This window comes from Streptomyces sp. WI03-4A (assembly GCF_033792105.1).
Classification (GTDB): domain Bacteria; phylum Actinomycetota; class Actinomycetes; order Streptomycetales; family Streptomycetaceae; genus Streptomyces; species Streptomyces collinus_A.
In genome coordinates, this window is record NZ_JARAUO010000023.1 from 44,829 (window position 1) to 66,695 (window position 21,867).

The window sequence follows — 21,867 nt, forward strand, 5'->3', positions numbered from 1 at the left end:
AGCGTGAGCGGACGAGCCCGCCGGCTCCCGGTCACCGCTCCCGGGCGTAGAAGCTGATCTTGCGGTCCAGTACCGCGAGCGTGTCGTGCAGCTCCGCGATCCGCGTCAGCACGTCCCGGCGGGTGGACTCCAGCAGGTCCTGCCGTTCCGGGTAGGTGCCGTCGCCCTCGCGCACCAGCTCCGCGTACCGGACCATGTCCGCCACCGGCATGCCGGTCAGGCGCAGCTTGGTCACGAAGTCCAGCCAGTCCAGGTCGCGGTTGCTGTAGCGGCGCTGGCCGGTGTGCGAGCGGTCGACGTGCGGCATCAGGCCGATCCGCTCGTACCAGCGGAGCGTGTGGGCGGTCAGGCCGGTGAAGGCGACGACCTCGCTGATCGTGTAGCGGTCCTGGCCGTCGGCGCGCGGGTGGCGCCGGGGCGGGGCGGAGCAGATGTCGGCGGGGCTGGTACGAGCGGTGTCCACGGGCGGGGTCTGCATCACCGTCATGCCCCCACGCTATGGCCTTCGAGTGCACTCCAAGCAAGCGGATGCCGGTAAGAAATCCCCGGGACGCGGCCCGGGCGCGTTGGTTAGCGTGCGGTCATGACTCTCGTACGCCGGGCCGCGCCCGAGGACGCCGCGGAAGTGCTGCGGCTGCGCCAGGTCATGATCGACTCCGTGTTCGGCGGGGACGGGGGCGGGGGTGGCCCGACCGACTGGCAGGCCGAGTCCCTGCCGACGCTGCGCGCCAGACTGGGTGAACGGGACGGTGACTTCGCGGCGTTCGTGGTGGAGCATCCGGAGCGGCCCGGGGCGCTGGCCGCGCTCGTGGCGGGGACGGTGGAGTACCGCATCGGCAAGGCCGGCAATCCGCACGGACGGGTGGGGCACGTCTTCAGTGTGGCGACCGACCCCGACGCGCGGCGCCGCGGCTACGCGCGGGCGTGCATGGAGGGCCTGCTGGACTGGTTCCGGGCGCGCGGGGCCGGGCACGTGCTGCTGAACGCCTCCCCCGAGGCGGAGCCGCTGTACTCCTCCCTCGGTTTCGCCCGTGACCCCGACCCCTCGATGCGGCTGCCGCTGTGAGCCGGCACTAGGCTCGCCGGCATGTCGTTGCAGAGTCTGGCGCTGATCGAGAACTGGCCCGTCCCCACCGCCGCCGCGGGTGTGGTCCGGGCGGACGGCACCGTGCTCGGGACGCACGGACCCGTCGGGCACCGCTTCCCGCTGGCCTCGGTGACCAAGCCGCTCGCCGCGTACGCGGCGCTCGTCGCGTACGAGGAGGGTGCCGTCGAGCTGGACGAGCCGGCCGGGCCGCCCGGGTCGACCGTCCGGCACCTGCTCGCCCACACCTCCGGGCTGGCCTTCGACGAGCACCGGGTGATGGCCCCGCCCGGGGAGCGCCGGCTGTACTCCAACGCCGGGTTCGAGCAGCTCGGGGACCACATCGCCAAGGCGACGGACATCCCCTTCGCCGAGTACCTGCGGCAGGCGGTGCTGGCGCCGCTGGGGATGACCGCGACCTCGCTGGAGGGCTCCCCCGCGAAGGACGGCGTCTCGACCGTGGAGGATCTGCTGCGGTTCGCGGCGGAGGTGCAGGCGCCGCGGCTGCTGGACCCGCGGACCGTGGCCGAGGCGATGAGCACGCAGTACCCGGGGACCAAGGGGGTGCTGCCGGGCTACGGGCACCAGAACCCGAACGACTGGGGGCTGGGCTTCGAGATCCGGGACGCCAAGTCGCCGCACTGGACGGGCGGTTCGTCCTCGCCCCGGACCTTCGGGCACTTCGGCCAGTCCGGCACGTTCCTGTGGATCGATCCGGACGCGGGGCTGGCCGCGGTCGCCCTGACGGACCGGGCGTTCGGGCCCTGGGCGACCGAGGCGTGGCCGGCGTTCACCGACGCCGTGCTGGCCTCGGCGCGGGGCTGACCCCGGCAGCGGCGCCGGCAGGGGCCGTCAGGCCGTCATCTCCCACAGCAGCAGTTCCGCCGCCGTGACGCCCACCGCGGCCAGGTCCCGCTCCCCGGTGATCCGCGCCGAGTCCCCGGGGCCGAGCCGCTCCTCGCCGAGGCCGATCTCGCCGCGCACCACGTGCGCGTAGACCAGCGCCGCGTCCGGCACCGCGGTCCGCTCGCCCGGGGCCAGCCGCCGCACGTGCAGCATCGCCCCGGCGGCCGGGACGGCGTACGGGGTGGAGTCCGCGATGCCCCGGACGACGTCGTACGACGGCTCCCCGCCCGGAGCCAGCGGCGCGAGCCACATCTGGACGAAGGTCAGGGGGCGGCCGGAGTCGTTGCGCTCCACGTGCCGGACACCCGCGGCGGCGCTGAGGTGCTGGACGTCGCCGGGACCGACCCTGCTCGCGCGGCCGGTGGAGTCGCGGTGGGTCAGCTCGCCCTCGACCACCCAGGTCACGATCTCCGTGTGGCTGTGCGGGTGCTCGTCGAAGCCGGCGCCGGGCGCCAGCCGCTCCTCGTTGCAGGCGATCACCGCCCCGAAGCGCAGGTTGCCGGGGTCGTAGTGCGGGCCGAAGGAGAAGGCGTGGCGGGTGTCGATCCCGGCCTCCGGATCCCCTCCGCGATAGCGCTCCGCGGCGCGCCGTACGTCCATCACGGGCACCACCGTAGACGGCGCCGGGGCCGCCGCCGGTCCCCCGGCGCATCCCGCTCGCGACCCCGGCGGCGCACGCTCCCGTCCGGATAAGGCAGTCTTGTCCCCGTGCCCGAACCCGTAACCCGTCACAGCGACCCCGCAGCACGGCCCGCGCATCCGCACTCGGCGACCCTGAAGCGGCTGGAGAAGTCCTCCGGGAGCCTCGCCGCGCAGGCCATCGCGCGCATGGACGAGACGCTCTCGTGGTACCGGGCCATGCCCCCGGAGAACCGTTCCTGGATCGGGCTCGTGGCCCAGGCGGGCATCGCGGCCTTCACCGAGTGGTTCCGGCACCCCGACGCGCCCCAGGCGATCTCCACAGACGTCTTCGGGACGGCGCCCCGCGAGCTCACCCGGGCCATCACGCTGCGGCAGACCGTCGAGATGGTGCGGACCACCATCGAGGTGATGGAGTCCGCCATCGACGAGGTCGCGGCCCCGGGCGACGAGCGGGTGCTGCGCGAGGCGCTGCTCGTGTACGCGCGGGAGATCGCCTTCGCCACCGCGCAGGTGTACGCGCAGGCCGCCGAGGCACGCGGTGCCTGGGACGCGCGCCTGGAGTCGCTGGTCGTCAACGCGGTGCTCAGCGGGGAGGCCGACGAGGGCGCCGTGAGCCGGGCCGCCGCGCTCGGCTGGAACTCCCCGGAGCACGTGTGCGTGGTGCTCGGGACCGCGCCCGACGGGGACAGCGAGCTGACCGTCGAGGCCATCCGGCGGGCCGCGCGCCACGCCAAGCTCCAGGTGCTCACCGGAGTGCTCGGGGACCGGCTCGTCGTCATCGCGGGTGGCAACCCCAACCCGCTCGCCGTCGCCAGGTCGCTGATCGGGCCGTACGCCGCCGGGCCGGTGGTCGCCGGGCCCGTCGTGCCCGACCTGCTGGCCGCCACCCGCTCCGCGCAGGCCGCGGCGGCCGGGCTGAAGGCGTGCTCCGCCTGGCAGGACGCCCCGCGCCCGGTGCTGGCGGACGATCTGCTGCCGGAGCGCGCCATCGCGGGCGATCCGAGCGCCCGCGAGCAGGTGGTGGAGGAGATCTACAGACCGCTGGAGGAGGCGGGCTCGGCGCTCCTGGAAACCCTGAGTGTCTACCTGGAGCAGGCGAGCAGCCTGGAGGGCGCGGCCAGGATGCTCTTCGTTCACCCGAACACCGTGCGCTACCGGCTCCGACGTGTGACAGACGTCACCGGCTGGTCGCCGTCGGATGTACGATCCGCGTTCACACTGCGGATCGCGCTGATCCTGGGGCGTCTGGCTGATGGAGACGCCCAACCCTAGGCTTTTGTCGGGGGCCCACAAAAGCCCCCCGTGTTCTTCGTCCCTGTCCCCACGGGCGGCCGTGGCCGTCCCCAAGAGAGAGTGTGAGAGTGCTCGTACTCGTCGCTCCCGGCCAGGGCGCCCAGACGCCTGGCTTCCTGACTCCCTGGCTCGACCTCCCCGGTGCCTCGGACCGCGTCGCCGCGTGGTCGGACGCCATCGGTCTGGACCTGGTCCACTACGGCACCCAGGCCGACGCGGACGCCATCCGCGACACCTCGGTGGCCCAGCCGCTGCTGGTCGCCGCCGGCATCCTGTCCGCCGCGGCACTCGGTGACATCTCCGAGCTCGCCCCGGGCGCGGTCGCCGGTCACAGCGTCGGCGAGATCACCGCCGCCGCCTTCGCGGGCGTCCTCGACGACGCCGCCGCGCTGCGTCTGGTACGCACACGGGGTCTGGCCATGGCCGACGCCGCCGCCATCACCCAGACCGGCATGTCGGCGCTGCTCGGCGGCGACCCCGACGTCTCCGTCGCGCATCTGGAGAAGCTGGGCCTCACCCCGGCGAACATCAACGGCGCGGGCCAGATCGTCGCCGCCGGCACGCTGGAGCAGCTCGCCGCGCTGAACGAGGACATGCCCGAGGGCGTCCGCAAGGTCGTCGCGCTCAAGGTCGCCGGCGCCTTCCACACCCGGCACATGGCTCCCGCCGTCGAGACGCTGGCCGAGGCGGCCGCGGCGCTGTCGCCCGCCGACCCGAAGGTCACCTACGTCTCCAACAAGGACGGCCGGACCGTCGAGACCGGCGCCGAGGTGCTGGAGCGGCTGGTCGGCCAGGTCGCCAACCCGGTGCGCTGGGACCTGTGCATGGAGACGTTCAAGGCGCTGGGCGTCACGGCGCTCATCGAGGTGTGCCCGGGCGGCACGCTGACCGGCCTGGCCAAGCGGGCCCTGCCCGGTGTCAGGACGCTCGCCCTGAAGACCCCCGACGATCTCGACGCGGCCCGTGCGCTCATCGCCGAGCACGCCGACGCCGACGCCTAAGGAGCCGTACCGACCATGGCGAAGATCAAGCCCAGCAAGGGCGCCCCGTACGCGCGCATCCTCGGCGTCGGCGGCTACCGCCCGACCCGGGTCGTGCCCAACGAGGTGATCCTGGAGAAGATCGACTCGTCCGACGAGTGGATCCGTTCGCGCTCCGGCATCGAGACCCGGCACTGGGCGGGCCCCGAGGAGACGGTCGCCGCGATGTCCCTCGAGGCCGCGGGCAAGGCGATCGCCGACGCGGGCATCACCGCCGAGCGGATCGGCGCCGTGGTCGTCTCCACCGTCTCGCACTTCGCGCAGACGCCGGCCGTCGCCACCGAGATCGCCGACAAGCTGGGCACCGACAAGGCCGCCGCCTTCGACATCTCGGCGGGCTGCGCGGGCTTCGGCTACGGCCTCACGCTCGCCAAGGGCATGGTGGTGGAGGGCTCCGCCGAGTACGTGCTGGTCATCGGCGTGGAGCGGCTCAGCGACCTGACCGACCTGGAGGACCGGGCCACGGCCTTCCTGTTCGGCGACGGTGCCGGCGCGGTCGTGGTCGGCCCCTCCAAGGAGCCCGCGATCGGCCCGACCGTCTGGGGCTCCGAGGGCGACAAGTCGGGGACCATCAAGCAGACCGTCACGTGGGACCGGTTCTTCCCCAACGCCCGGCTCAGCGCGGGCGCGGACACCCCCGCTGACCTGCCCGTCGACACCGAGGGCAACATCAAGTTCCCTGCGATCACGCAGGAGGGCCAGGCGGTGTTCCGCTGGGCCGTGTTCGAGATGGCGAAGGTCGCCCAGCAGGCGCTGGACGCGGCCGGAATCACCGCGGACGAACTGGACGTCTTCATCCCGCACCAGGCCAACGTGCGGATCATCGACTCGATGGTGAAGACGCTGAAACTGCCGGAGCACGTCATGGTCGCCCGTGACATCCGCACCACCGGCAACACGTCGGCCGCCTCGATCCCGCTCGCGATGGAGCGGCTCCTGGCGACCGGCGAGGCGAAGAGCGGCGACACCGCGCTCGTCATCGGATTCGGGGCGGGTCTCGTCTACGCCGCCACGGTCGTTACCCTCCCCTAGGCACTCCGTGCCGGATCATGCGGTCCGGCAGGGGACAACTGCCACAAACCGTCTGGAACATCGAAGAAGGAGCGCCTGACATGGCCGCCACTCAGGAAGAGATCGTCGCCGGTCTCGCCGAGATCGTGAACGAGATCGCCGGGATCCCCACCGAGGACGTCCAGCTGGACAAGTCCTTCACCGACGACCTGGACGTCGACTCGCTGTCCATGGTCGAGGTCGTCGTCGCCGCCGAGGAGCGCTTCGACGTGAAGATCCCGGACGAGGACGTCAAGAACCTCAAGACCGTTGGTGACGCCACCAACTACATCCTCAAGCACCAGGCCTGAGTCACCCCTCAGGCCACAGGCTGCTAGGCCCCGCCACCCGGCGGTGGCGCCGTAGAATCCCGCATCCGTTGGAGAAAGAATTCCCGTGAGCCCGACCAATCGCACCGTGGTCGTCACCGGTATCGGCGCAACCACACCGCTGGGTGGCGACGTAGTTTCGACCTGGGAGGCCCTCGTCGCCGGCCGGTCCGGCGTCAGCCTCCTGGAGCAGGAGTGGGCGGCACAGCTGCCGGTCCGCATCGCCGCGCAGATCGCCGTCGAGCCGGGGGAGGTCATCCCCCGCCCGCAGGCCCGCAAGCTGGACCGGTCCGCGCAGTTCGCGCTGATCGCCGCTCAGGAGGCCTGGAAGGACGCCGGTTTCACCGCCAAGGCCGGTGAGGACACGTCCGTGAACCCCGACCGTCTCGGTGCGGTCATCGCCTCCGGCATCGGCGGCGTGACGACGCTCCTGGACCAGTACGACATCCTCAAGGAGAAGGGCGTACGCCGCGTCTCCCCGCACACCGTGCCGATGCTGATGCCCAACTCCCCGGCGGCCAACGTCGGTATCGAGCTGGGTGCCCGCGCCGGTGTGCACACCCCCGTCTCGGCCTGCGCCTCCGGCGCCGAGGCCATCGGGTACGCGATCGAGATGATCCGCACCGGGCGTGCGGACGTGGTCGTGGCCGGTGGCACCGAGGCCGCCATCCACCCGCTGCCGATCGCCGCGTTCGGCAACATGATGGCGATGTCCAAGAACAACGACGACCCGCAGGGCGCGTCCCGCCCCTACGACTCGGGCCGTGACGGCTTCGTGCTCGGCGAGGGCGCCGGTGTGATCGTCCTGGAGTCCGAGGAGCACGCGAAGGCCCGCGGCGCCCGGGTCTACGCGGAGGCGGTCGGCCAGGGCATCTCCGCCGACAGCCACCACATCACGCAGCCCGAGCCGTCCGGCAACGGCATCGCGCACGCGTTGCAGAACCTGCTCGACAACACCGACCTGAAGCCGGCCGAGATCGTGCACGTGAACGCGCACGCCACCTCAACGCCGCAGGGCGACGTCGCGGAGATCAAGGCGCTGCGCAAGGTGTTCGGCGACGACGTCGACCACATGGCCATCTCGGCGACCAAGTCGATGACCGGTCACCTGCTCGGTGGTGCCGGCGGCATCGAGACCGTCGCGTCGATCCTGGCGCTGGTCAACCGCACGGCTCCGCCGACCATCAACGTGCGCGAGCTGGACGCCGAGGTCAACGCCGACGTGGTCGTGGGCGAGCCCCGGTCGCTGCCCGAGGGCCGTATCGCCGCGCTGAACGACTCGTTCGGCTTCGGCGGCCACAACGTGGTGCTGGCGTTCCGCACCATCTGAGCCCATGAGGAAGGGCCCCCACCGAACGGTGGGGGCCCTTTCCCGTCTCTGTCCCGGCCCGGGCCCAGACGTCTCGGCCGTCTCAGACGACCTGGTGCAGCCAGCGCACCGGGGCGCCCTCCCCCGCGTACCGGAACGGCTCCAGCTCGTCGTCCCAGGGCTTGCCGAGGAGTCTGGACAGCTCGGCCTCCAGGTCGGTCTCCTCGCGCCGGCTGCGCTGCAGGGCCGCGCGCAGGCGGTCCTCGGGGATGAGGATGTCGCCGTGGATGCCGGTGACGGCGTGGAAGATGCCCAGGTCGGGGGTGCAGCTGTAGCGCTCGCCCTCGGCGGTGGCGCAGGGCTCGGCGGTCACCTCGAAGCGCAGCAGGTGCCAGCCGCGCAGCGCGGAGGCGAGTTTGGAGGCCGTGCCGACCTCGCCCTGCCAGGAGAACTCCGAGCGCCAGGTGCCGGGGGCCGCGGGCTGCCGGATCCAGTCCAGGCTGACGCGTGTGCCGAGCACCCCGGCCACGGCCCACTCGACGTGCGGACACAGCGCGCGCGGCGCGGAGTGCACGTACAGAACTCCACGTGTCGTCACCGGAACCTCCGGGCAGAGCGGGACATCTTGCGGACTGGCGGGGCGGCAGTGGCACGACGGCCGCGTTGATGGCGAGGCTACCTTGCGGGGGCGCAAGGAGTGTGACGTACCGTCGGTCCCGGTGCCAGGAAACTCCCGCCATTCACCCAGGGGGACGCTTGTACGGGGGTGCGCCGTTCCAAGGTCCACGGCCGGGAACCCTCGCACGTTGTTATGGGAGTGAGCAGTACACCGTCGACCGAGGGGATCAGCAGGCATGCGGAAGCGTGGGCTCCGTGCGCGGGCCGCACTCGCCGTCGTGGTGACGGCCGTGCTGGCGACGGCCGGGTGTGACGCGTTCGGCGGGGGTGGCGCGGACGGCACCGAGGACCCCGGGTCCGGCGCGTCCCGCTCCGCGTCGAGACCCGCGCCGGTGTGGAACCGCAGCCCGGACTCGGTCGCGGCGGTCGGCGACTCCATCACCCGCGGTTTCGACGCCTGCGCGGTGCTCTCCGACTGCCCCGAGGTGTCGTGGGCGACGGGCAGTGACGTCGGGGTCGACAGCCTGGCGGTGCGGCTGCTGGGCGCGGCGGGCGCGGCCGGGCACAGCTGGAACTACGCGGAGACCGGTGCCCGGATGTCCGACCTGCCGGGCCAGATGGCCCGGGCGGCGGCCAAGGGCCCGCAGCTGGTGACGGTGATGGTCGGGGCGAACGACGCGTGCCGTGCGTCGGCCTCCGCCATGACGTCGGTGGCCGACTTTCGCGCGGGGTTCGAGGAGTCGCTGGCCACCTTGCGGGCGACGGTGCCCAAGGCGCAGGTGTACGTGGCGAGCGTGCCGAACCTGAAGCGGCTGTGGTCCCAGGGGCGGACGAACCCGCTGGGCAAGCAGGTGTGGAAGCTGGGCATCTGCCCGTCGATGCTGAGCGACGCCGACGACCTCACCCGGGCGGCCGTGGTGCGGCGGGACACGGTGCAGCAGCGGGTGGAGGAGTACAACGAGGTGCTGAAGGACGTCTGCGGCAAGGACCGCCGCTGCCGCTTCGACCGCAACGCCGTGTTCGACTACCGCTTCGGCACCGAACAGCTCAGCCACTGGGACTGGTTCCACCCGAGCCGGGACGGGCAGGCCCGACTCGCCGAGATCGCCTACCGCACGGTGACCGCCGTGAAACCGTGACCTAGGGTTTCCCACATGAGTGAACTCTTCGGCACATTTTCCGACGGCACCCCGGTGCACCGCTGGACGCTGGAGCGGTCCGGGGTGCGGGTGCGCGTGCTGTCCTACGGCGGGATCGTCCAGTCGGTCGAGGTCCCGGACCGGGACGGGCGCACGGCGGACGTAGTGCTGGGGTTCGCCGGGCTCGACGGCTATCTGGAGCACCCGGAGCCGTTCCTCGGGGCGCTGGTCGGCCGGTACGCCAACCGCATCGGGGGCGCCCGCTTCACCCTGGAGGGCCGCGACTGCACGCTGGCGGCGAACGACGGGCCCAACTCGCTGCACGGCGGTGAGCGCGGTTTCGACAAGCGGGTGTGGGACGTCGAACCGGTCGAGCACGGGGTGCGGCTGACCCGGGTGAGCCCGGACGGCGAGGAGGGGTTCCCGGGCCGGCTGGAGGTGGCGGCGACGTACACGCTGCAGGAGTCGGGGGCGCTGCGGATCGCCTACGAGGCCGTCACGGACGCGCCGACCGTCGTGAACCTCACCAACCACACGTACTGGAACCTGGCCGGTTCCGGCGACGCGGGCGGTCACGAGCTGCGGCTGGCCGCCTCCCGGTACACCCCGGTCGGGCCGGACCTGATCCCGACCGGTGTCTCGCAGGACGTGACCGGCTCACGCTTCGACTTCCGTACGGCCCGCAAGGTGGGTTCCGGCTACGACCACAACATGGTGCTGGACAAGGGCGTGACGGGGGCGGCCGAGGAGGTCGCCGAGCTGCACGACCCGAGGTCAGGCCGGGTGCTCACGGTGGCCACCACCGAGCCGGGCCTGCAGCTCTACACCGCCGACCACCTGGGCGAGCCGTTCGCCCCGCACGACGGCATCGCCCTGGAGACCCAGCACTACCCGGACTCCCCCAACCGCCCGGACTTCCCGACCACCGAGCTGCGCCCGGGAGAGGTCTTCCGGTCCGAGACGGTGTACGGCTTCTCGGCGCGCTAGGGCCGGGCGCGGACCGGGGCCGAGCCCCGGTCCGGGTGTCAGGTCCCGGACCGGGGCTGCTCGTGGGGGACTTGTCCCGGATCAGACGTTAATCGGCGCGGTCAGCCTGCGGTCCGTGATCGAGCGGCCGGCGGCGATCTCGTACGAACCCTTCACAATTACCCAGTCCTTCGCCGTCTCATCCCAGCTCTCGAAGGCGCGGCGGGGCAGTTCGACGCTCACCTCGACGCTCTCGCCGGGTCCGGCCTCGGCGCCCGCGAACCCCGCGAGGCGGCGTGCCGGGCGTCCGGCGCCGGGCTCCTCGGGGGCCAGGTAGAGCTGCACGACCTCGCGGCCCGGCCGGGTGCCGGTGTTGCGGACGCGGACGCGCGCGGTGGTGCCGTCGACCTCCAGGGACTCGTAGGCCCAGTCGGTGTAGCAGAGGCCGTGCCCGAACGGGTAGGCGGGGGTGCGGCCGGCCTTCTCCCAGGCGGCGTGGCCGATGAACAGGTCCTCGGTGTAGGGCAGCTCGCCGTCCACGGGGACGACCTGGGTGACGGGGGCGTCGGCGAGGGATCCCCAGGTGGTGGGGAGCCGGCCGCCGGGCTCGTGCGCGCCGGTCAGGACGTCGGCGAGGGCGGCGCCGCCCTCCTGACCGGGGAACCAGGTCAGCAGCACGGCGGCGACCTCCTCCCGCCAGGGCAGTTCGACCGGGGAGCCGGAGTTGACGATGACCACCGTGTTCGGGTTGGCGGCGGCGACGGCGCGGACCAGGTCGTCCTGGCGGCCGGGCAGCCCGAGGTCGGTGCGGTCGAAGCCCTCCGACTCGACGCGGTCGGTGGTGGCGACCATGACGACGGCCGTGTCGGCTCGGCGGGCGGCCGCGACGGCCTCGGCGATCAGCTCGTCGGGGTCGCGTGGCGGGGCGGAGTGGGCGAGGGCGAAGGCGACGGCCTTCAGGGGGAGGCCCTCGGGGAGCCGGACGACGTAGGTGAGGGAGACGTCGACGGTGCGGCCCGCCGTGAGTTCGACCCGGGCGCGCGGCACGGGGGCGGCGAACAGCGCCTCGAACGGGCTGTCCTGCTCGGGGCGCTGGACGTCGTCGTAGTACGTCGTGCCGTCGACGGTCAGCGTGAACGCGCCCATGCCGCGGATGCCGAAGGTGTGCGGTCCGGACTCGCGGGGGGTGAAGGCACCGGTCAGTTCGACGGTGTGGAGGGTGTCGTGGGTGACGCCTTCGGGAAGGTCGGTGCCCATCCACTGGATCAGCCCGCCCGGCGCGGAGGCGGTGCCGAGGACGCCCCCGGCGGCGTCGCGGCAGATCGCGCGGAGGGTGAATCCCCGGTCGGCGACGGCGAGTTCGGTGGACGGGTCGGCGCCGACGGCGTAGGCGAGGGCGCCCTCGGGGAGGGCGGCGGTGAGGCCGTCGAGCGGGGAGACGATCCGGGTGGGGAAGACGGTGGCGGAGCCGCCGCCGAGGATGCGGGCGTCGCGGGCGGCGGCGCCGATCAGGGCCACGGTGCCGGGCTTCAGCGGGAGGGCGCCGCGCTCGTTGCGCACGAGGACGAAGGAGCGGCGGGCGATCTCCCGGGCCAGGGCCTCGCCGTCGACGGGTGCGGGCGGTTCACCGACCACCGGGTCGGCGCCGTCCAGGACGCCGACGCGGGCCGCGAGGCGCAGGACCCGGCGTACGGCGGCGTCGACGGCGGCCTCGGTGACGCGGCCGTCCCGGACGGCCCGGGCGAGGGCCTCGCCGTACACCGTGCCGGGGCCGGGCATGGCGACGTCGAGGCCGCCTGCGAGGGCGCCCACGGTGTCGCGGGCGGCGGTCCAGTCGGAGACGTTGAAGCCGTCGAATCCCCACTCGCCGCGCAGGACCTCCTCGACCAGGTGGCGGTGCTCGGTCATCGTGGTGCCGTTGACCGAGTTGTAGGCGGTCATGACGCCCCAGGGGCGGGCGCGTTCGACGATGGCCTCGAAGGGGGCCAGGTACAGCTCGCGCAGGGCGCGTTCGGAGACCAGGTTGTCGACGGTGAAGCGGTCGGTCTCGGCGTCGTTGGCGACGAAGTGCTTGACGGTGGTGCCGACGCCGCCGGACTGGACGCCGGTGACGTAGCCGGCGCCGATCTCGCCCGTCAGGTACGGGTCCTCGCTGTAGGCCTCGAAGTGGCGGCCGCCGAGCGGGGAGCGGTGCAGGTTGACGGTGGGCGCGAGCAGGACGTGGACGCCCTTGCGGCGGGCCTCCTGGGCGAGCAGCACGCCCGCGCGGCGGGCGAGCTCCGGGTCCCATGAGGCGGCGAGCGCGGTGGGCGAGGGCAGGGCGACCGAGGGGTCGTCGGCGGTCCAGCGCACCCCCCGGACGCCGATCGGGCCGTCGGACATGACCAGGGAGCGCAGGCCGATCTCCGGCAGGGCGGGCAGGGTCCACATGTCCTGCCCCGCCAGCAGTCGCGTCTTGGCGTCGAGCCCGAGCCGTCCCAGCGCGGCCTCCACGGCCGCCTCGCGGGCCTCGTCGCCGTTCTCCCGGCGTGCCTCGTCCGTCTCCGCCACGGTGGTACCTCCTCGCTGAAGTCCCTCTGGGTCCCTCACATCCTGCATCCGTCACCTGTGGCTCCGTCACTCTCGCGCCGGGCGGCGCCGGGACGAGCTGGACGTCACCGTCGTCACGCGTGGCAGTATCGGCACCAGAACGGCACTTCCACCCCTGTGACGGAAGGACCCGAACTCCTTTGACTGCCTTACGCGTTCGGCTCGGCATACTCGGACTGGCCCTGCTGGCCGGACTGTGCGCCCCTGGTGCCGCGCCCACCGCCACGGCCGCCGCACCGGCGGCCCCCTCCCCCACCGCCGAGGAGCGACGGCTCGACCGGGCCGTGCCCCAGGAGATCCTGCGCCGCTCCGGATTCGACGAGCCGGCCGCCCGGTTCGGCCGCGACCTGGCCCGCGCCCGTACCTACGCGCAGGCCCGCCGCGTGGTCGGCCGGCAGGGTGCCGCCCTGTGGCGGCGCGCGGTGGACCGGGCGCAGGGGCGAGGCCCCGCGGGCGGCGACCTGACGCGGGACGACGACCGGCCGCTGTACTGGGCCCGGCTCGGCATGGCCCGGCACGTGCGCACCTGGCAGCCGGGCTTCGCGCTCAGCGACGGCCAACGCGCGTCCCTGCTGGACCGGCTGGAGCGCACCTCGCGCGGCCAGACCGACGTCCGGCTCCCCGGGAAGCCGCACCTCGGGCGGATCCTGCTCACCGGCTTCGACCCGTTCACGCTCGACCGCGACATCCGCATCTCCAACCCCTCGGGGGCGAGCGCGCTGGCGCTGGACGGCACGGTGATCGAGACGGCCGGGGGGCCGGCCCGGGTGGAGACCGTGGTGTTCCCGGTGCGCTGGGCGGACTTCGCCGACGGCACGGTGGAGCGCACCCTGCGGCCGTACCTGCCCCGGGCCGACCTGTTCATGACGGTGAGCCAGGGCCGGGTCGGGCGCTTCGACGTCGAGCGCACCAACGGGGCCTGGCGGGGCGGCTTCCCCGACAACGACGACGTCGAGAGCACCGGGACCGTCCCGGTCGCCGACCCGGTCACACAGCCCCAGTGGACGTCCACGACCCTGCCGTACGCGGCCGTCACGGCGGCGGACACCGGCCGGTTCCCGGTGTACGACCACACGGAGGTGACCGAGATCCCGGCGGGCGGCACGGCCCCCGTCGTACGGCCGGACGGGCCGACCCCCGGCTCGGCGGCCCGTGCGGGCGGCGGCGGGGACTACCTCTCCAACGAGATCGCCTACCGCGCGACCCTGCTCCGGGACCGCCTGGGCCTGCACGACACCCTGCCCGGCGGCCATCTGCACACGCCCGTGCTGCAGTTCGGCGCCGGCAACACCGACCCGGCGACGGGCACGGTCACCGACCCGGAGTTCGTCCGCAACCGGCTGGACATCATCGCCCAGGTGCGGTCGATCCTGACGGTGGCCGCGTCGGCCGCGCTCAGGTACTGACCGGCTCGCCGTCCTCGGCCGCCTCGTCCCGCGCGCTCTCCTCGCCCAGCAGCTCACGGGCGAGGAGGGTGGCGCCCGCGACCGCGCCCGGCATCAGGAACACCGCGACGAACGGGACCAGGAAGGCCAGGCCGAGCGGGGTGCCGAAGCCCCAGACCAGGGTCTTGCGGGAGCGCAGCAGGGCGAGCCGGGCGCGGAGTTCGACGCCGCGGCGCTGGAGGGCGACGGAGGTCAGCTCCTCGGTGAGGAAGAAGCCGGTGACGAAGAAGCCGAGCACGGGCACGACGGTCTGGCCGACGACGGGCAGGAAGCCGAGGGCGAAGAGCAGGACGCCCCACACCAGGGCCCGGACCAGGATCCGCAGGCTGTCGCGGGCCGAGATCCACAGCTCACGCCAGAGCGGGAGGCCCGACCGGGGCGCGGTGCCGTCGGGCGAGACGTCCTCGTCCACCTTCTCCGACAGGTTCTCGTAGAAGGGCTGGCCGACGAGCAGGGTCACGGCCGTGAAGGTGAGCACGGCGAGCAGCAGGCCGAGGGCGAACAGGACGGCGGTGAGGAACCCGCGGAACAGTCCCTGCCAGGGGCTCGACCAGTCGTCGGCGAACGGGGTCGCCCAGGCCACCCCGTCCTCGCCCCAGACGCCGAGCGCGACGAGCGCCGCCGCGTACAGCACCAGGGTGATCAGGCCGGGCAGCAGCCCGAACCCGTACTGCCTGCCGTGCCGGCCGACCCACCGCTGGCCCGCCAGGAGATGACCGAACCCCGCCCCGAGATCACGCATGGCCAAAACTTTACCTGGGGCGCTCAGGCGTCGAGCATCCGCCGCAGCAGATCGCGCAGCACCAGCCGCTCCTCGTCGGACAGGCCGGCCAGCGGCTCGCGGGCGAAGCGCAGGCCGTCGCGCAGCTCACGGGCCACGCCCCGGCCCTCGTCCGTGGCGGCGGCCACCTTCACCCGGCGGTCGCCCGGGTCGGGGCGGCGCTCGACCAGGCCCCGGGACTCCAGGCGGTCCACGATGCCGGTCACGTTGGACGGCTCGCACCTGAGCTTCTGGGCCAGCTTGCGCATCGGCAGCGGCTCCAGCGTCAGCAGGCCGAGCAGTTTCGCCTGGGCCCCGGTCAGGGAGTGCCCGGCGGCGGCCTCCTCGTAGTCCGCGTGGTACCGGGCCACCACCTCGGCGATGAGCTGGACGACCTCGATGGTCAGTTCGTCCGGACGGGTCGTGTGCGGTGTGGCCATGCCGTCAGGATACCCGCTTACTTGACAACATGAAATATTCACGTGCACGGTTGTTTCAGGTACTGAAGTAAATCGGAAAGGTCCCGTCATGATCAACCGCGAGTGGCACCTGCAGAGCCGTCCCGTCGGCTGGCCGAAGCCCGAGGACTTCGCCCTGGTGGAGGCGCCCGTGCCGACCCCCGGCGAGGGCCAGATCCTGGTACGCAACGCGTACCTCTCGGTGGACCCGTACATGCGCGGCCGGATGTCCGCCGCGAAGTCGTACGCCGCCCCCTACGAGCTGGGCAAGGTCATGCAGGGCGGCGCGGTGGGCGAGGTCGTCGCCTCGAACGCCGAGGGCTTCTCCGTCGGCGACCACGTCCTGCACTTCTTCGGCTGGCGCGAGTACGCGGCCCTGGACGCGCAGCACGCCGTCAAGGTCGACGCCTCGGCCGCTCCCCTGTCGACCTACCTCGGCGTCCTCGGCATGACCGGGCTGACCGCCTACGCCGGCCTGCTGCGCACCGCCTCCTTCAAGGAGGGCGACGTCGTGTTCGTCTCCGGCGCCGCGGGTGCCGTGGGCAGCCAGGTAGGGCAGATCGCCAAGCTGAAGGGCGCCTCCCGGGTCATCGGCTCGGCCGGCTCCGACGAGAAGGTCAGGCTGCTGGTGGAGGAGTACGGCTTCGACGCCGCCTTCAACTACAAGAACGGCCCGGTGGCCGAGCAGCTGCGCGAGGCGGCGCCCGACGGCATCGACGTCTACTTCGACAACGTCGGCGGTGACCACCTGGAGGCGGCCATCGGCTCGCTGAACCAGGGCGGCCGGATCGCGGTCTGCGGCATGATCTCCGTCTACAACAACACCGAGCCGGCTCCCGGCCCGCGCAACCTCGCCCGGCTGATCCAGACCCGCGGCCGCATCGAGGGCTTCCTGGTCGGCGACCACTACGACCTCCAGCCGCAGTTCGTCCAGGAGGTCGGCCCCTGGGTCGCCTCGGGCGCGCTGAAGTACCGCGAGACGGTCGTCGAGGGCATCGAGAACAATGTGGAGGCGTTCCTCGGCGTCCTGCGCGGCGACAACACCGGGAAGATGATCGTCAAGCTCTGACCCCTGGCCCGGGCTTTCCGTGATGCGGTAACTTCTTTCCGAATCCGCCGTCGATCGTGGGCGCGAGTCACGGCGGACCGAGGAGGAAGACACCGCATGCCCATTCAGCAGTCCGACGTCCTGTACACGGCGGTCGCCACCGCGGAGAACGGCCGCGACGGCCGGGTCGCCACCGACGACGGCAGGCTCGACGTCGTCGTGAACCCGCCCAAGGAGATGGGCGGCAACGGCGCCGGCACCAACCCCGAGCAGCTGTTCGCGGCCGGCTACAGCGCCTGCTTCCAGGGCGCGCTCGGCGTGGTCGCCCGGCAGGAGGGCGCCGACGTCTCCGGCTCGACCGTCACCGCGAAGGTCGGGATCGGCAAGAACGAGGACGGCTTCGGGATCATCGTGGAGATCTCCGCGCACATCCCGAACGTCGAGCAGGCCGCCGCGCGCGACCTGGTCGAGAAGGCCCACCAGGTGTGCCCCTACTCGAAGGCGACCCGCGGGAACATCACCGTGACCCTCGCCGGCGAGTGATCGTTGCGCACGGCGGCGGCCGCACCCCTGGACGTGGGGTGCGGCCGCCGTGCCGTTCTCAGCGGGCCAGCGCCGCCCGGTGCACCGCTCGCACCAGCCGCTCGTTCTCCGGTGCCGCGCCGCCCGGGAACGCGAAGCGGCGCCGCGTGTAGCCGTAGGCCAGGCCGCCGCGCGGGTCGGCGAAGGCCTGGGAGCCGCCGGCGCCGCTGTGGCCGATGGAGCCCGCCCCGAGCCACGGGTACCAGGTGTCGGACGTGGCCTGGAAGCCGAGGCCGAACGCCTTGTGGGCGCGCGCCACGAGGTCATGGCCGACGGAGTGCAGCTGGCCGAACTCCGCGACCGTGTCCTCCTTCAGCAGCGGCGCCTTGCCGTCGACCTCGCTGACGACGGCCGCGTACATGCCCGCCAGACCGCGCGCCGAGGCGACGCCGCCCACCGAGGCCGGGCCCTTGGCGCGCACGAGGCGCTCGTTCGGCAGGGCCACCAGGTCGGTCGGCTCGGGGGCGTGCCGGTTGAAGGCGATCCCGGCGAGCGCGTGCGGGCCGCTCGGCAGGGCGTCGAGCACCGCCTGCTGCGCCGGGGTCGGCAGCATCGGCTGGACGGTACGGAAGCGGGGCTCGCGGGAGGCCGGCAGACCCAGGAAGAAGTCCAGGGCGTAGGGAGCGCGGACCCGCTCCTCGAAGAGCCCCTGGATGGTCCGGCCCGTCGCGCGCCGGACCACCTCACCGGTGAGCGCGCCGATCACCAGGGCGTGGTGGCCGAAGGCCGTGCCCGGCCGCCAGAACGGCCGCTGGTCGGCGAGGCGCTCGGCCAGCGCCCGGTCGTCGGCCAGCTCCGCCGCGCTGAAGCCGGTGTCGGTGCCGACCAGCCCGGCGCGGTGCGCGAGCAGGTCGCGCAGGGTCAGCGCGCCCTTGCCCTCGGCGCCGAACTCGGGCCAGTAGTAGGTGACCTTGCGGTCCAGCTCCAGCGTGCCGTCCTGCACCAGCAGGGCCGTGACGAGGTGGGCGGCGCCGCTGGTGGAGGAGAGGACCCCGTACAGCGAGTCCCCGTCGGCGCCCTCGCCCGCCCACAGGTCGACGACCCGCCGGCCGTGCACATGGACGCACAGCTGCCCCTCGTAGTCCTCCCGTTCCTCGCTGACGAAGGCGGCGAACTCCTCACGCACCGCTTCGAAGCCCTCGGCGACCGTGCCGTGCACGGTGGTCCCCTGAGTCATCCGCTCTCCTCGACTGAGCCGCTGCCCGCTGCTCCTCGGTGCGCGACGCCCGGTGCGGCGTCGGGCGTTCCCGGGTTCGTGTACGACGAGACGTACCCGTCCGTCTCAACCGGTCCGCGGGCCGGCCGGTGTCACCGGTACCCCGGATGGCCGAGGGCGGGGCCGTCCGCCTACGTGCACCACCACAGGAACCGGTTGCACGTCCTGGTCGGCGACGGCTGCGGCGTCGGCTGGGAGGTCGTCGGGGCGGAGGTCGGGGTGGACGCCGGGTGGGAGGGCGCGGGACCGGCCGGTGCCGAGGCCGTCGGGCCCCCGCCCGTGGTGGCCGGCCGGGCCGCCTCACCGGTGGCGGACGGAGACTTGGACGCCTTGTCCTTCGGGGACTCGGAGGCGGAGGCGGAGGCCGACGCGTCCGCGGAGGCGGAGGCACCCGGCTCGCCGGGTGCGCCCGACGGGACGTCGAGGGGGGCCGCCGTCCGGTCCGGGGACGCGGAGGCACCGCCGTCCACCGTGGCGTCCCGGGTCACCGCCGGGCTGTCACCCGAGAAGGGCGAGAAGGGGGCGTCCGTGCCGAGTTCGGCAAGGCTCAGACCGCCGGCCGCCAGCACGAACCCGGCGGCCACCAGCAGGAGGCGGCGCCGCCTGCGCCGGTGCGCGGCCGCCTTGCGGTCGCGCCGGGCGGAACGGCCCCGGGGCTCGTCCGCGTCCTCGCCGGGGTCATGCCCGTCATGGCCCTCGTGGCCGTCATGACCGTCGTGGTCCTCGTGAAGGGCATGACCGTCATGGTCCTCGTAGCGGTCGCCGTCGTACGGGCCGCCCCGGTCGTCGTACGGCCGGGCGGGTGTCTCCGGGAAGGTCTGCTGCCCGTACGGCGCGGCGACCGCGCCCGCGTACGTGGGTGCGGCAGGAGCGGCCGCGTGTGCGGGAACGGACTGCGCTGGCGCGCCGCACCCCGGACAGGCAAGGGCGCCGTTGAGGTGCCGTTGGCACGGGTGGCAGAAGTCCATGACGCCGGAAGACTAGATTCCCCGCCGGTCACGTTCCTAGGGACCTCTGTGAAGGTTTGGTGCGGGACCGAAAAGGTTCTCGAAATGCTTGTCGAAACTGTTACCTGTTCGCCCCATTGACACCCCCGCCGCGCCGTCCTTACTGTCACGCCAGCATTTCGAACGTGTGACGAAATCTCGAACAACGAGGGGCAACTGCCGTGCGCATCACCGGAATCAGCACACACGTGGTCGGGACGCCGTGGCGCAACCTGACCTACGTCCAGGTGCACACCGACGAGGGGATCACCGGAGTCGGCGAGACCCGGATGCTCGGTCACACCGACGCGCTGCTCGGCTACCTGCGCGAGGCCGAGGCCAACCACATTCTCGGCTCGGACCCGTTCGCCGTCGAGGACCTCGTGCGCCGGATGAAGTACGGCGACTACGGGCGCGCGGGCGAGATCGTCATGTCGGGCATCGCGGTCGTCGAGATGGCGTGCTGGGACATCAAGGGCAAGGCGCTCGGCGTCCCGGTGTGGCAGTTGCTGGGCGGCAAGGTCACCGACCGGGTGAAGGCGTACGCCAACGGGTGGTACACGACCGAGCGGACGCCGGAGGCGTACCACAAGGCCGCGCAGGGCGTCGTGGAGCGCGGTTACCAGGCCCTGAAGATCGACCCGTTCGGCACCGGGCACTTCGAGCTGGACCACGAGCAGACCCTGTACGCCGTCTCCCTCATCGAGGCGGTGCGCGACGCCATCGGTCCTGACGCCGAGCTGATGCTGGAGATGCACGGCCGCTTCTCCCCCGCCACCGCCGTGCGGCTGGCCAGGGAGATGGCACCCTTCGCGCCGGCCTGGCTGGAGGAGCCGTGCCCGCCGGAGAACCTCAAGGCACTGGAGAAGGTCGCCGCCAAGGTGGACATCCCGGTCGCCACCGGTGAGCGCATCCACGACCGCATCGAGTTCCGCGAGCTGTTCGAGAGCCAGGCCGTGGACATCATCCAGCCGGACGTCGGCCACATCGGCGGCATCTGGGAGACGCGCAAGCTCGCGGCCACCGCCGAGACCCACTACATGCTGGTCGCCCCGCACAACGTGGGCGGTCCGGTGCTGACGGCGGCGAGCCTCCAGGTCGGCTTCACCTCCCCGAACTTCAAGATCCTGGAGCACTTCAACGACTTCGCGGACGCGGAGATCAAGAAGGTCGTCAAGGGCGCCCCCGAGGTCGTCGACGGCTACTTCCACCTCAGCGACCGGCCCGGCCTCGGCGTCGAGCTGGACACCGACGCGGCCGCAGAGTTCCCGCAGCAGCAGGCCCGGTTCGACCTGTGGGCCGAGGGCTGGGAGCAGCGCAAGCCGAAGGGCACGCAGTGACCGGCCGGACGGCCCAGGTCCTGATCGAGGGGCCCGGCGTCCACCGGGTGGAGGACCACACGCCGCGGGAACCCGCGCCGGGCGAGGCGCTGGTCGCCGTGCACGCGGTCGGCATCTGCGGCAGCGACCGCGAGGTGTACCAGGGCAACCGGCCCGAGGGGTACGTCCGTTACCCGCTCACGCCCGGCCACGAGTGGTCGGGGACGGTGCGGGCCGTGGGCGCCGGGGTGCCCGCCTCGCTCGTCGGGCGCAAGGTGGTGGGCGAGGGCTTCCGCAACTGCCAGGTGTGCGACCGCTGTCACGCGGGCGAGACCACGCTGTGCTCGGCCGGGTACGAGGAGACCGGGTTCACCCAGCCGGGTGCCATGGCCGCCACGCTCACCCTGCCCGCCCGGCTGCTGCACCCGCTCCCGGACGACGCCGACCTCACCGCCGCCGCCCTGCTGGAACCGGCCGCCTGCGTCGCGGCCGCCGCGCTCAAGGCGGCCGCCCGGCCCGGCGAACGGGTCGCGGTGGTCGGCACGGGCACCCTCGGGATGTTCGCCGTGCAGTTCCTGCGGGCCGTCTCCCCGGCGGAGCTGCTCGTGGTGGGCACGCGCGACGACCGGGAGGCGCTGTCCCGGCGGTTCGGGGCCACCGGCTTCCGGCTCCGCGACCAGGACCTGCCCGACGACTTCGACGTGGTGATCGAGACCGCCGGGTCGGCGTCCGCGGCCCGCACCGCCGCCGCACTGCTCCGGCGCGGCGGACGGCTGGTGCTGACCGGCATCCCGGCGCCGGGCGCGGACGGGCTCGACCCGACCGACCTGGTGGTCAGGCAGCTGGAGGTGCACACCGTCTTCGGGGCACCGCCGGACGCCTGGGCGCACGCCGTGCGGGTGTTCGGCGCCGGACTGCTCGACCCATTGCCGCTGGTCACGCACGAGCTGCCGCTGACCGAGTTCCCGCAGGCCATCGAGTTGGTGGGGGCCGGGGATCCGAAGGTGGGCAAGGTGCTGCTCCGCCCCTGACCGTACGCCGGCCGGGGCGTGACCTGACGGCGCCCCGACCGGCGTACCACCGGGGCC

General features: G+C 73.0%; 22 protein-coding genes. 14 read left to right on the forward strand and 8 right to left on the reverse strand.

Annotation, left to right across the window (positions count from 1 at the left end; all coding sequences use genetic code 11):
- Positions 1-31 precede the first annotated feature (31 nt).
- A complete protein-coding gene (locus PV343_RS22825; RefSeq protein ID WP_133921373.1) occupies positions 32-487 on the reverse strand; it encodes a MerR family transcriptional regulator in 456 nt (151 codons plus the stop codon).
- A 96-nt stretch (positions 488-583) separates the two neighbouring features.
- On the opposite strand from PV343_RS22825, the gene PV343_RS22830 reads away from it, so the two are divergent.
- Together PV343_RS22830 and PV343_RS22835 are read left to right on the forward strand one after the other, a co-directional pair.
- Positions 584-1,066 (forward strand): GNAT family N-acetyltransferase, encoded by a 483-nt coding sequence (locus tag PV343_RS22830; protein WP_319148811.1) that lies wholly within the window; start codon positions 584-586, stop codon positions 1,064-1,066.
- A gap of 21 nt (positions 1,067-1,087) precedes the next feature.
- Positions 1,088-1,909, forward strand: coding sequence for a serine hydrolase domain-containing protein (locus tag PV343_RS22835; protein WP_319148812.1), 822 nt, complete (start codon positions 1,088-1,090; stop codon positions 1,907-1,909).
- Between the two features lie 27 nt (positions 1,910-1,936).
- Here PV343_RS22835 and PV343_RS22840 read toward each other — a convergent pair whose 3' ends face one another.
- Positions 1,937-2,590: a pirin family protein gene (locus tag PV343_RS22840; protein WP_319148872.1), complete on the reverse strand. Its 654-nt coding sequence runs from the start codon at positions 2,588-2,590 to the stop codon at positions 1,937-1,939.
- Positions 2,591-2,698: 108 nt separating this feature from the next.
- Here PV343_RS22840 and fasR point away from each other — a divergent pair, with 108 nt between their 5' ends.
- The 5 genes from fasR (at position 2,699) to fabF (ending at position 7,674) form a co-directional block, all read left to right on the forward strand.
- Positions 2,699-3,904 (forward strand): fatty acid biosynthesis transcriptional regulator FasR, encoded by a 1,206-nt coding sequence (gene fasR / locus PV343_RS22845; protein ID WP_319148813.1) that lies wholly within the window; start codon positions 2,699-2,701, stop codon positions 3,902-3,904.
- An 89-nt stretch (positions 3,905-3,993) separates the two neighbouring features.
- On the forward strand, positions 3,994-4,926 hold the full coding sequence (locus PV343_RS22850) for an ACP S-malonyltransferase (protein ID WP_319148814.1): 933 nt from the start codon (positions 3,994-3,996) through the stop codon (positions 4,924-4,926).
- 15 nt (positions 4,927-4,941) lie between these two features.
- A complete protein-coding gene (locus PV343_RS22855; protein WP_319148815.1) occupies positions 4,942-5,997 on the forward strand; it encodes a ketoacyl-ACP synthase III in 1,056 nt (351 codons plus the stop codon).
- Positions 5,998-6,077: 80 nt separating this feature from the next.
- A complete protein-coding gene (locus tag PV343_RS22860) occupies positions 6,078-6,326 on the forward strand; it encodes an acyl carrier protein (RefSeq protein WP_133921367.1) in 249 nt (82 codons plus the stop codon).
- Between the two features lie 85 nt (positions 6,327-6,411).
- Complete coding sequence (gene fabF / locus PV343_RS22865; protein ID WP_319148816.1) at positions 6,412-7,674, forward strand: beta-ketoacyl-ACP synthase II; 1,263 nt, start codon at positions 6,412-6,414, stop codon at positions 7,672-7,674.
- Between the two features lie 82 nt (positions 7,675-7,756).
- On the opposite strand, the gene PV343_RS22870 is transcribed toward fabF, so the two are convergent.
- The gene (locus tag PV343_RS22870) at positions 7,757-8,251 is read right to left on the reverse strand and encodes a DUF3145 domain-containing protein (RefSeq protein ID WP_317443127.1); all 495 of its coding nucleotides are present in this window, start codon (positions 8,249-8,251) and stop codon (positions 7,757-7,759) included.
- 256 nt (positions 8,252-8,507) lie between these two features.
- On the opposite strand from PV343_RS22870, the gene PV343_RS22875 reads away from it, so the two are divergent.
- Together PV343_RS22875 and PV343_RS22880 are read left to right on the forward strand one after the other, a co-directional pair.
- Positions 8,508-9,410 (forward strand): SGNH/GDSL hydrolase family protein, encoded by a 903-nt coding sequence (locus tag PV343_RS22875; RefSeq protein WP_319148817.1) that lies wholly within the window; start codon positions 8,508-8,510, stop codon positions 9,408-9,410.
- A 15-nt stretch (positions 9,411-9,425) separates the two neighbouring features.
- On the forward strand, positions 9,426-10,397 hold the full coding sequence (locus PV343_RS22880) for an aldose epimerase family protein (RefSeq protein WP_319148818.1): 972 nt from the start codon (positions 9,426-9,428) through the stop codon (positions 10,395-10,397).
- Between the two features lie 81 nt (positions 10,398-10,478).
- Here the strand turns inward: PV343_RS22880 and PV343_RS22885 are convergent, their stop codons facing one another.
- A complete protein-coding gene (locus PV343_RS22885) occupies positions 10,479-12,974 on the reverse strand; it encodes a beta-glucosidase family protein (protein WP_415923507.1) in 2,496 nt (831 codons plus the stop codon).
- Positions 12,975-13,105: 131 nt separating this feature from the next.
- On the opposite strand from PV343_RS22885, the gene PV343_RS22890 reads away from it, so the two are divergent.
- Positions 13,106-14,371, forward strand: coding sequence for a pyroglutamyl peptidase (locus PV343_RS22890; protein ID WP_319148820.1), 1,266 nt, complete (start codon positions 13,106-13,108; stop codon positions 14,369-14,371).
- Here the strand turns inward: PV343_RS22890 and PV343_RS22895 are convergent.
- Positions 14,361-15,152, reverse strand: coding sequence for an EI24 domain-containing protein (locus tag PV343_RS22895; protein WP_319148821.1), 792 nt, complete (start codon positions 15,150-15,152; stop codon positions 14,361-14,363). The two genes, PV343_RS22890 and PV343_RS22895, sit on opposite strands and share 11 nt — an antisense overlap.
- 23 nt (positions 15,153-15,175) lie before the next feature.
- Positions 15,176-15,610, reverse strand: coding sequence for a MarR family winged helix-turn-helix transcriptional regulator (locus PV343_RS22900; RefSeq protein WP_020939799.1), 435 nt, complete (start codon positions 15,608-15,610; stop codon positions 15,176-15,178).
- An 88-nt stretch (positions 15,611-15,698) separates the two neighbouring features.
- On the opposite strand from PV343_RS22900, the gene PV343_RS22905 reads away from it, so the two are divergent.
- Positions 15,699-16,697 carry an NADP-dependent oxidoreductase gene (locus PV343_RS22905; RefSeq protein ID WP_319148822.1) on the forward strand — a complete coding sequence of 333 codons (999 nt, stop codon included), beginning with the start codon at positions 15,699-15,701 and terminating at the stop codon, positions 16,695-16,697.
- 96 nt (positions 16,698-16,793) lie between these two features.
- Positions 16,794-17,219, forward strand: a complete 426-nt coding sequence (locus PV343_RS22910; RefSeq protein WP_319148823.1) for an organic hydroperoxide resistance protein — start codon at positions 16,794-16,796, stop codon at positions 17,217-17,219.
- 58 nt (positions 17,220-17,277) lie between these two features.
- Here PV343_RS22910 and PV343_RS22915 read toward each other — a convergent pair whose 3' ends face one another.
- A complete protein-coding gene (locus PV343_RS22915; RefSeq protein WP_319148824.1) occupies positions 17,278-18,435 on the reverse strand; it encodes a serine hydrolase domain-containing protein in 1,158 nt (385 codons plus the stop codon).
- Positions 18,436-18,605: 170 nt separating this feature from the next.
- Positions 18,606-19,442 (reverse strand): hypothetical protein, encoded by an 837-nt coding sequence (locus tag PV343_RS22920; protein WP_319148825.1) that lies wholly within the window; start codon positions 19,440-19,442, stop codon positions 18,606-18,608.
- A 200-nt stretch (positions 19,443-19,642) separates the two neighbouring features.
- On the opposite strand from PV343_RS22920, the gene PV343_RS22925 reads away from it, so the two are divergent.
- Positions 19,643-20,800, forward strand: a complete 1,158-nt coding sequence (locus PV343_RS22925) for a mandelate racemase/muconate lactonizing enzyme family protein (RefSeq protein ID WP_319148826.1) — start codon at positions 19,643-19,645, stop codon at positions 20,798-20,800.
- Positions 20,797-21,810, forward strand: a complete 1,014-nt coding sequence (locus PV343_RS22930; protein WP_319148827.1) for a zinc-dependent alcohol dehydrogenase — start codon at positions 20,797-20,799, stop codon at positions 21,808-21,810. The genes PV343_RS22925 and PV343_RS22930 overlap by 4 nt, the downstream gene beginning before the upstream one ends.
- Positions 21,811-21,867: the final 57 nt, after the last annotated feature.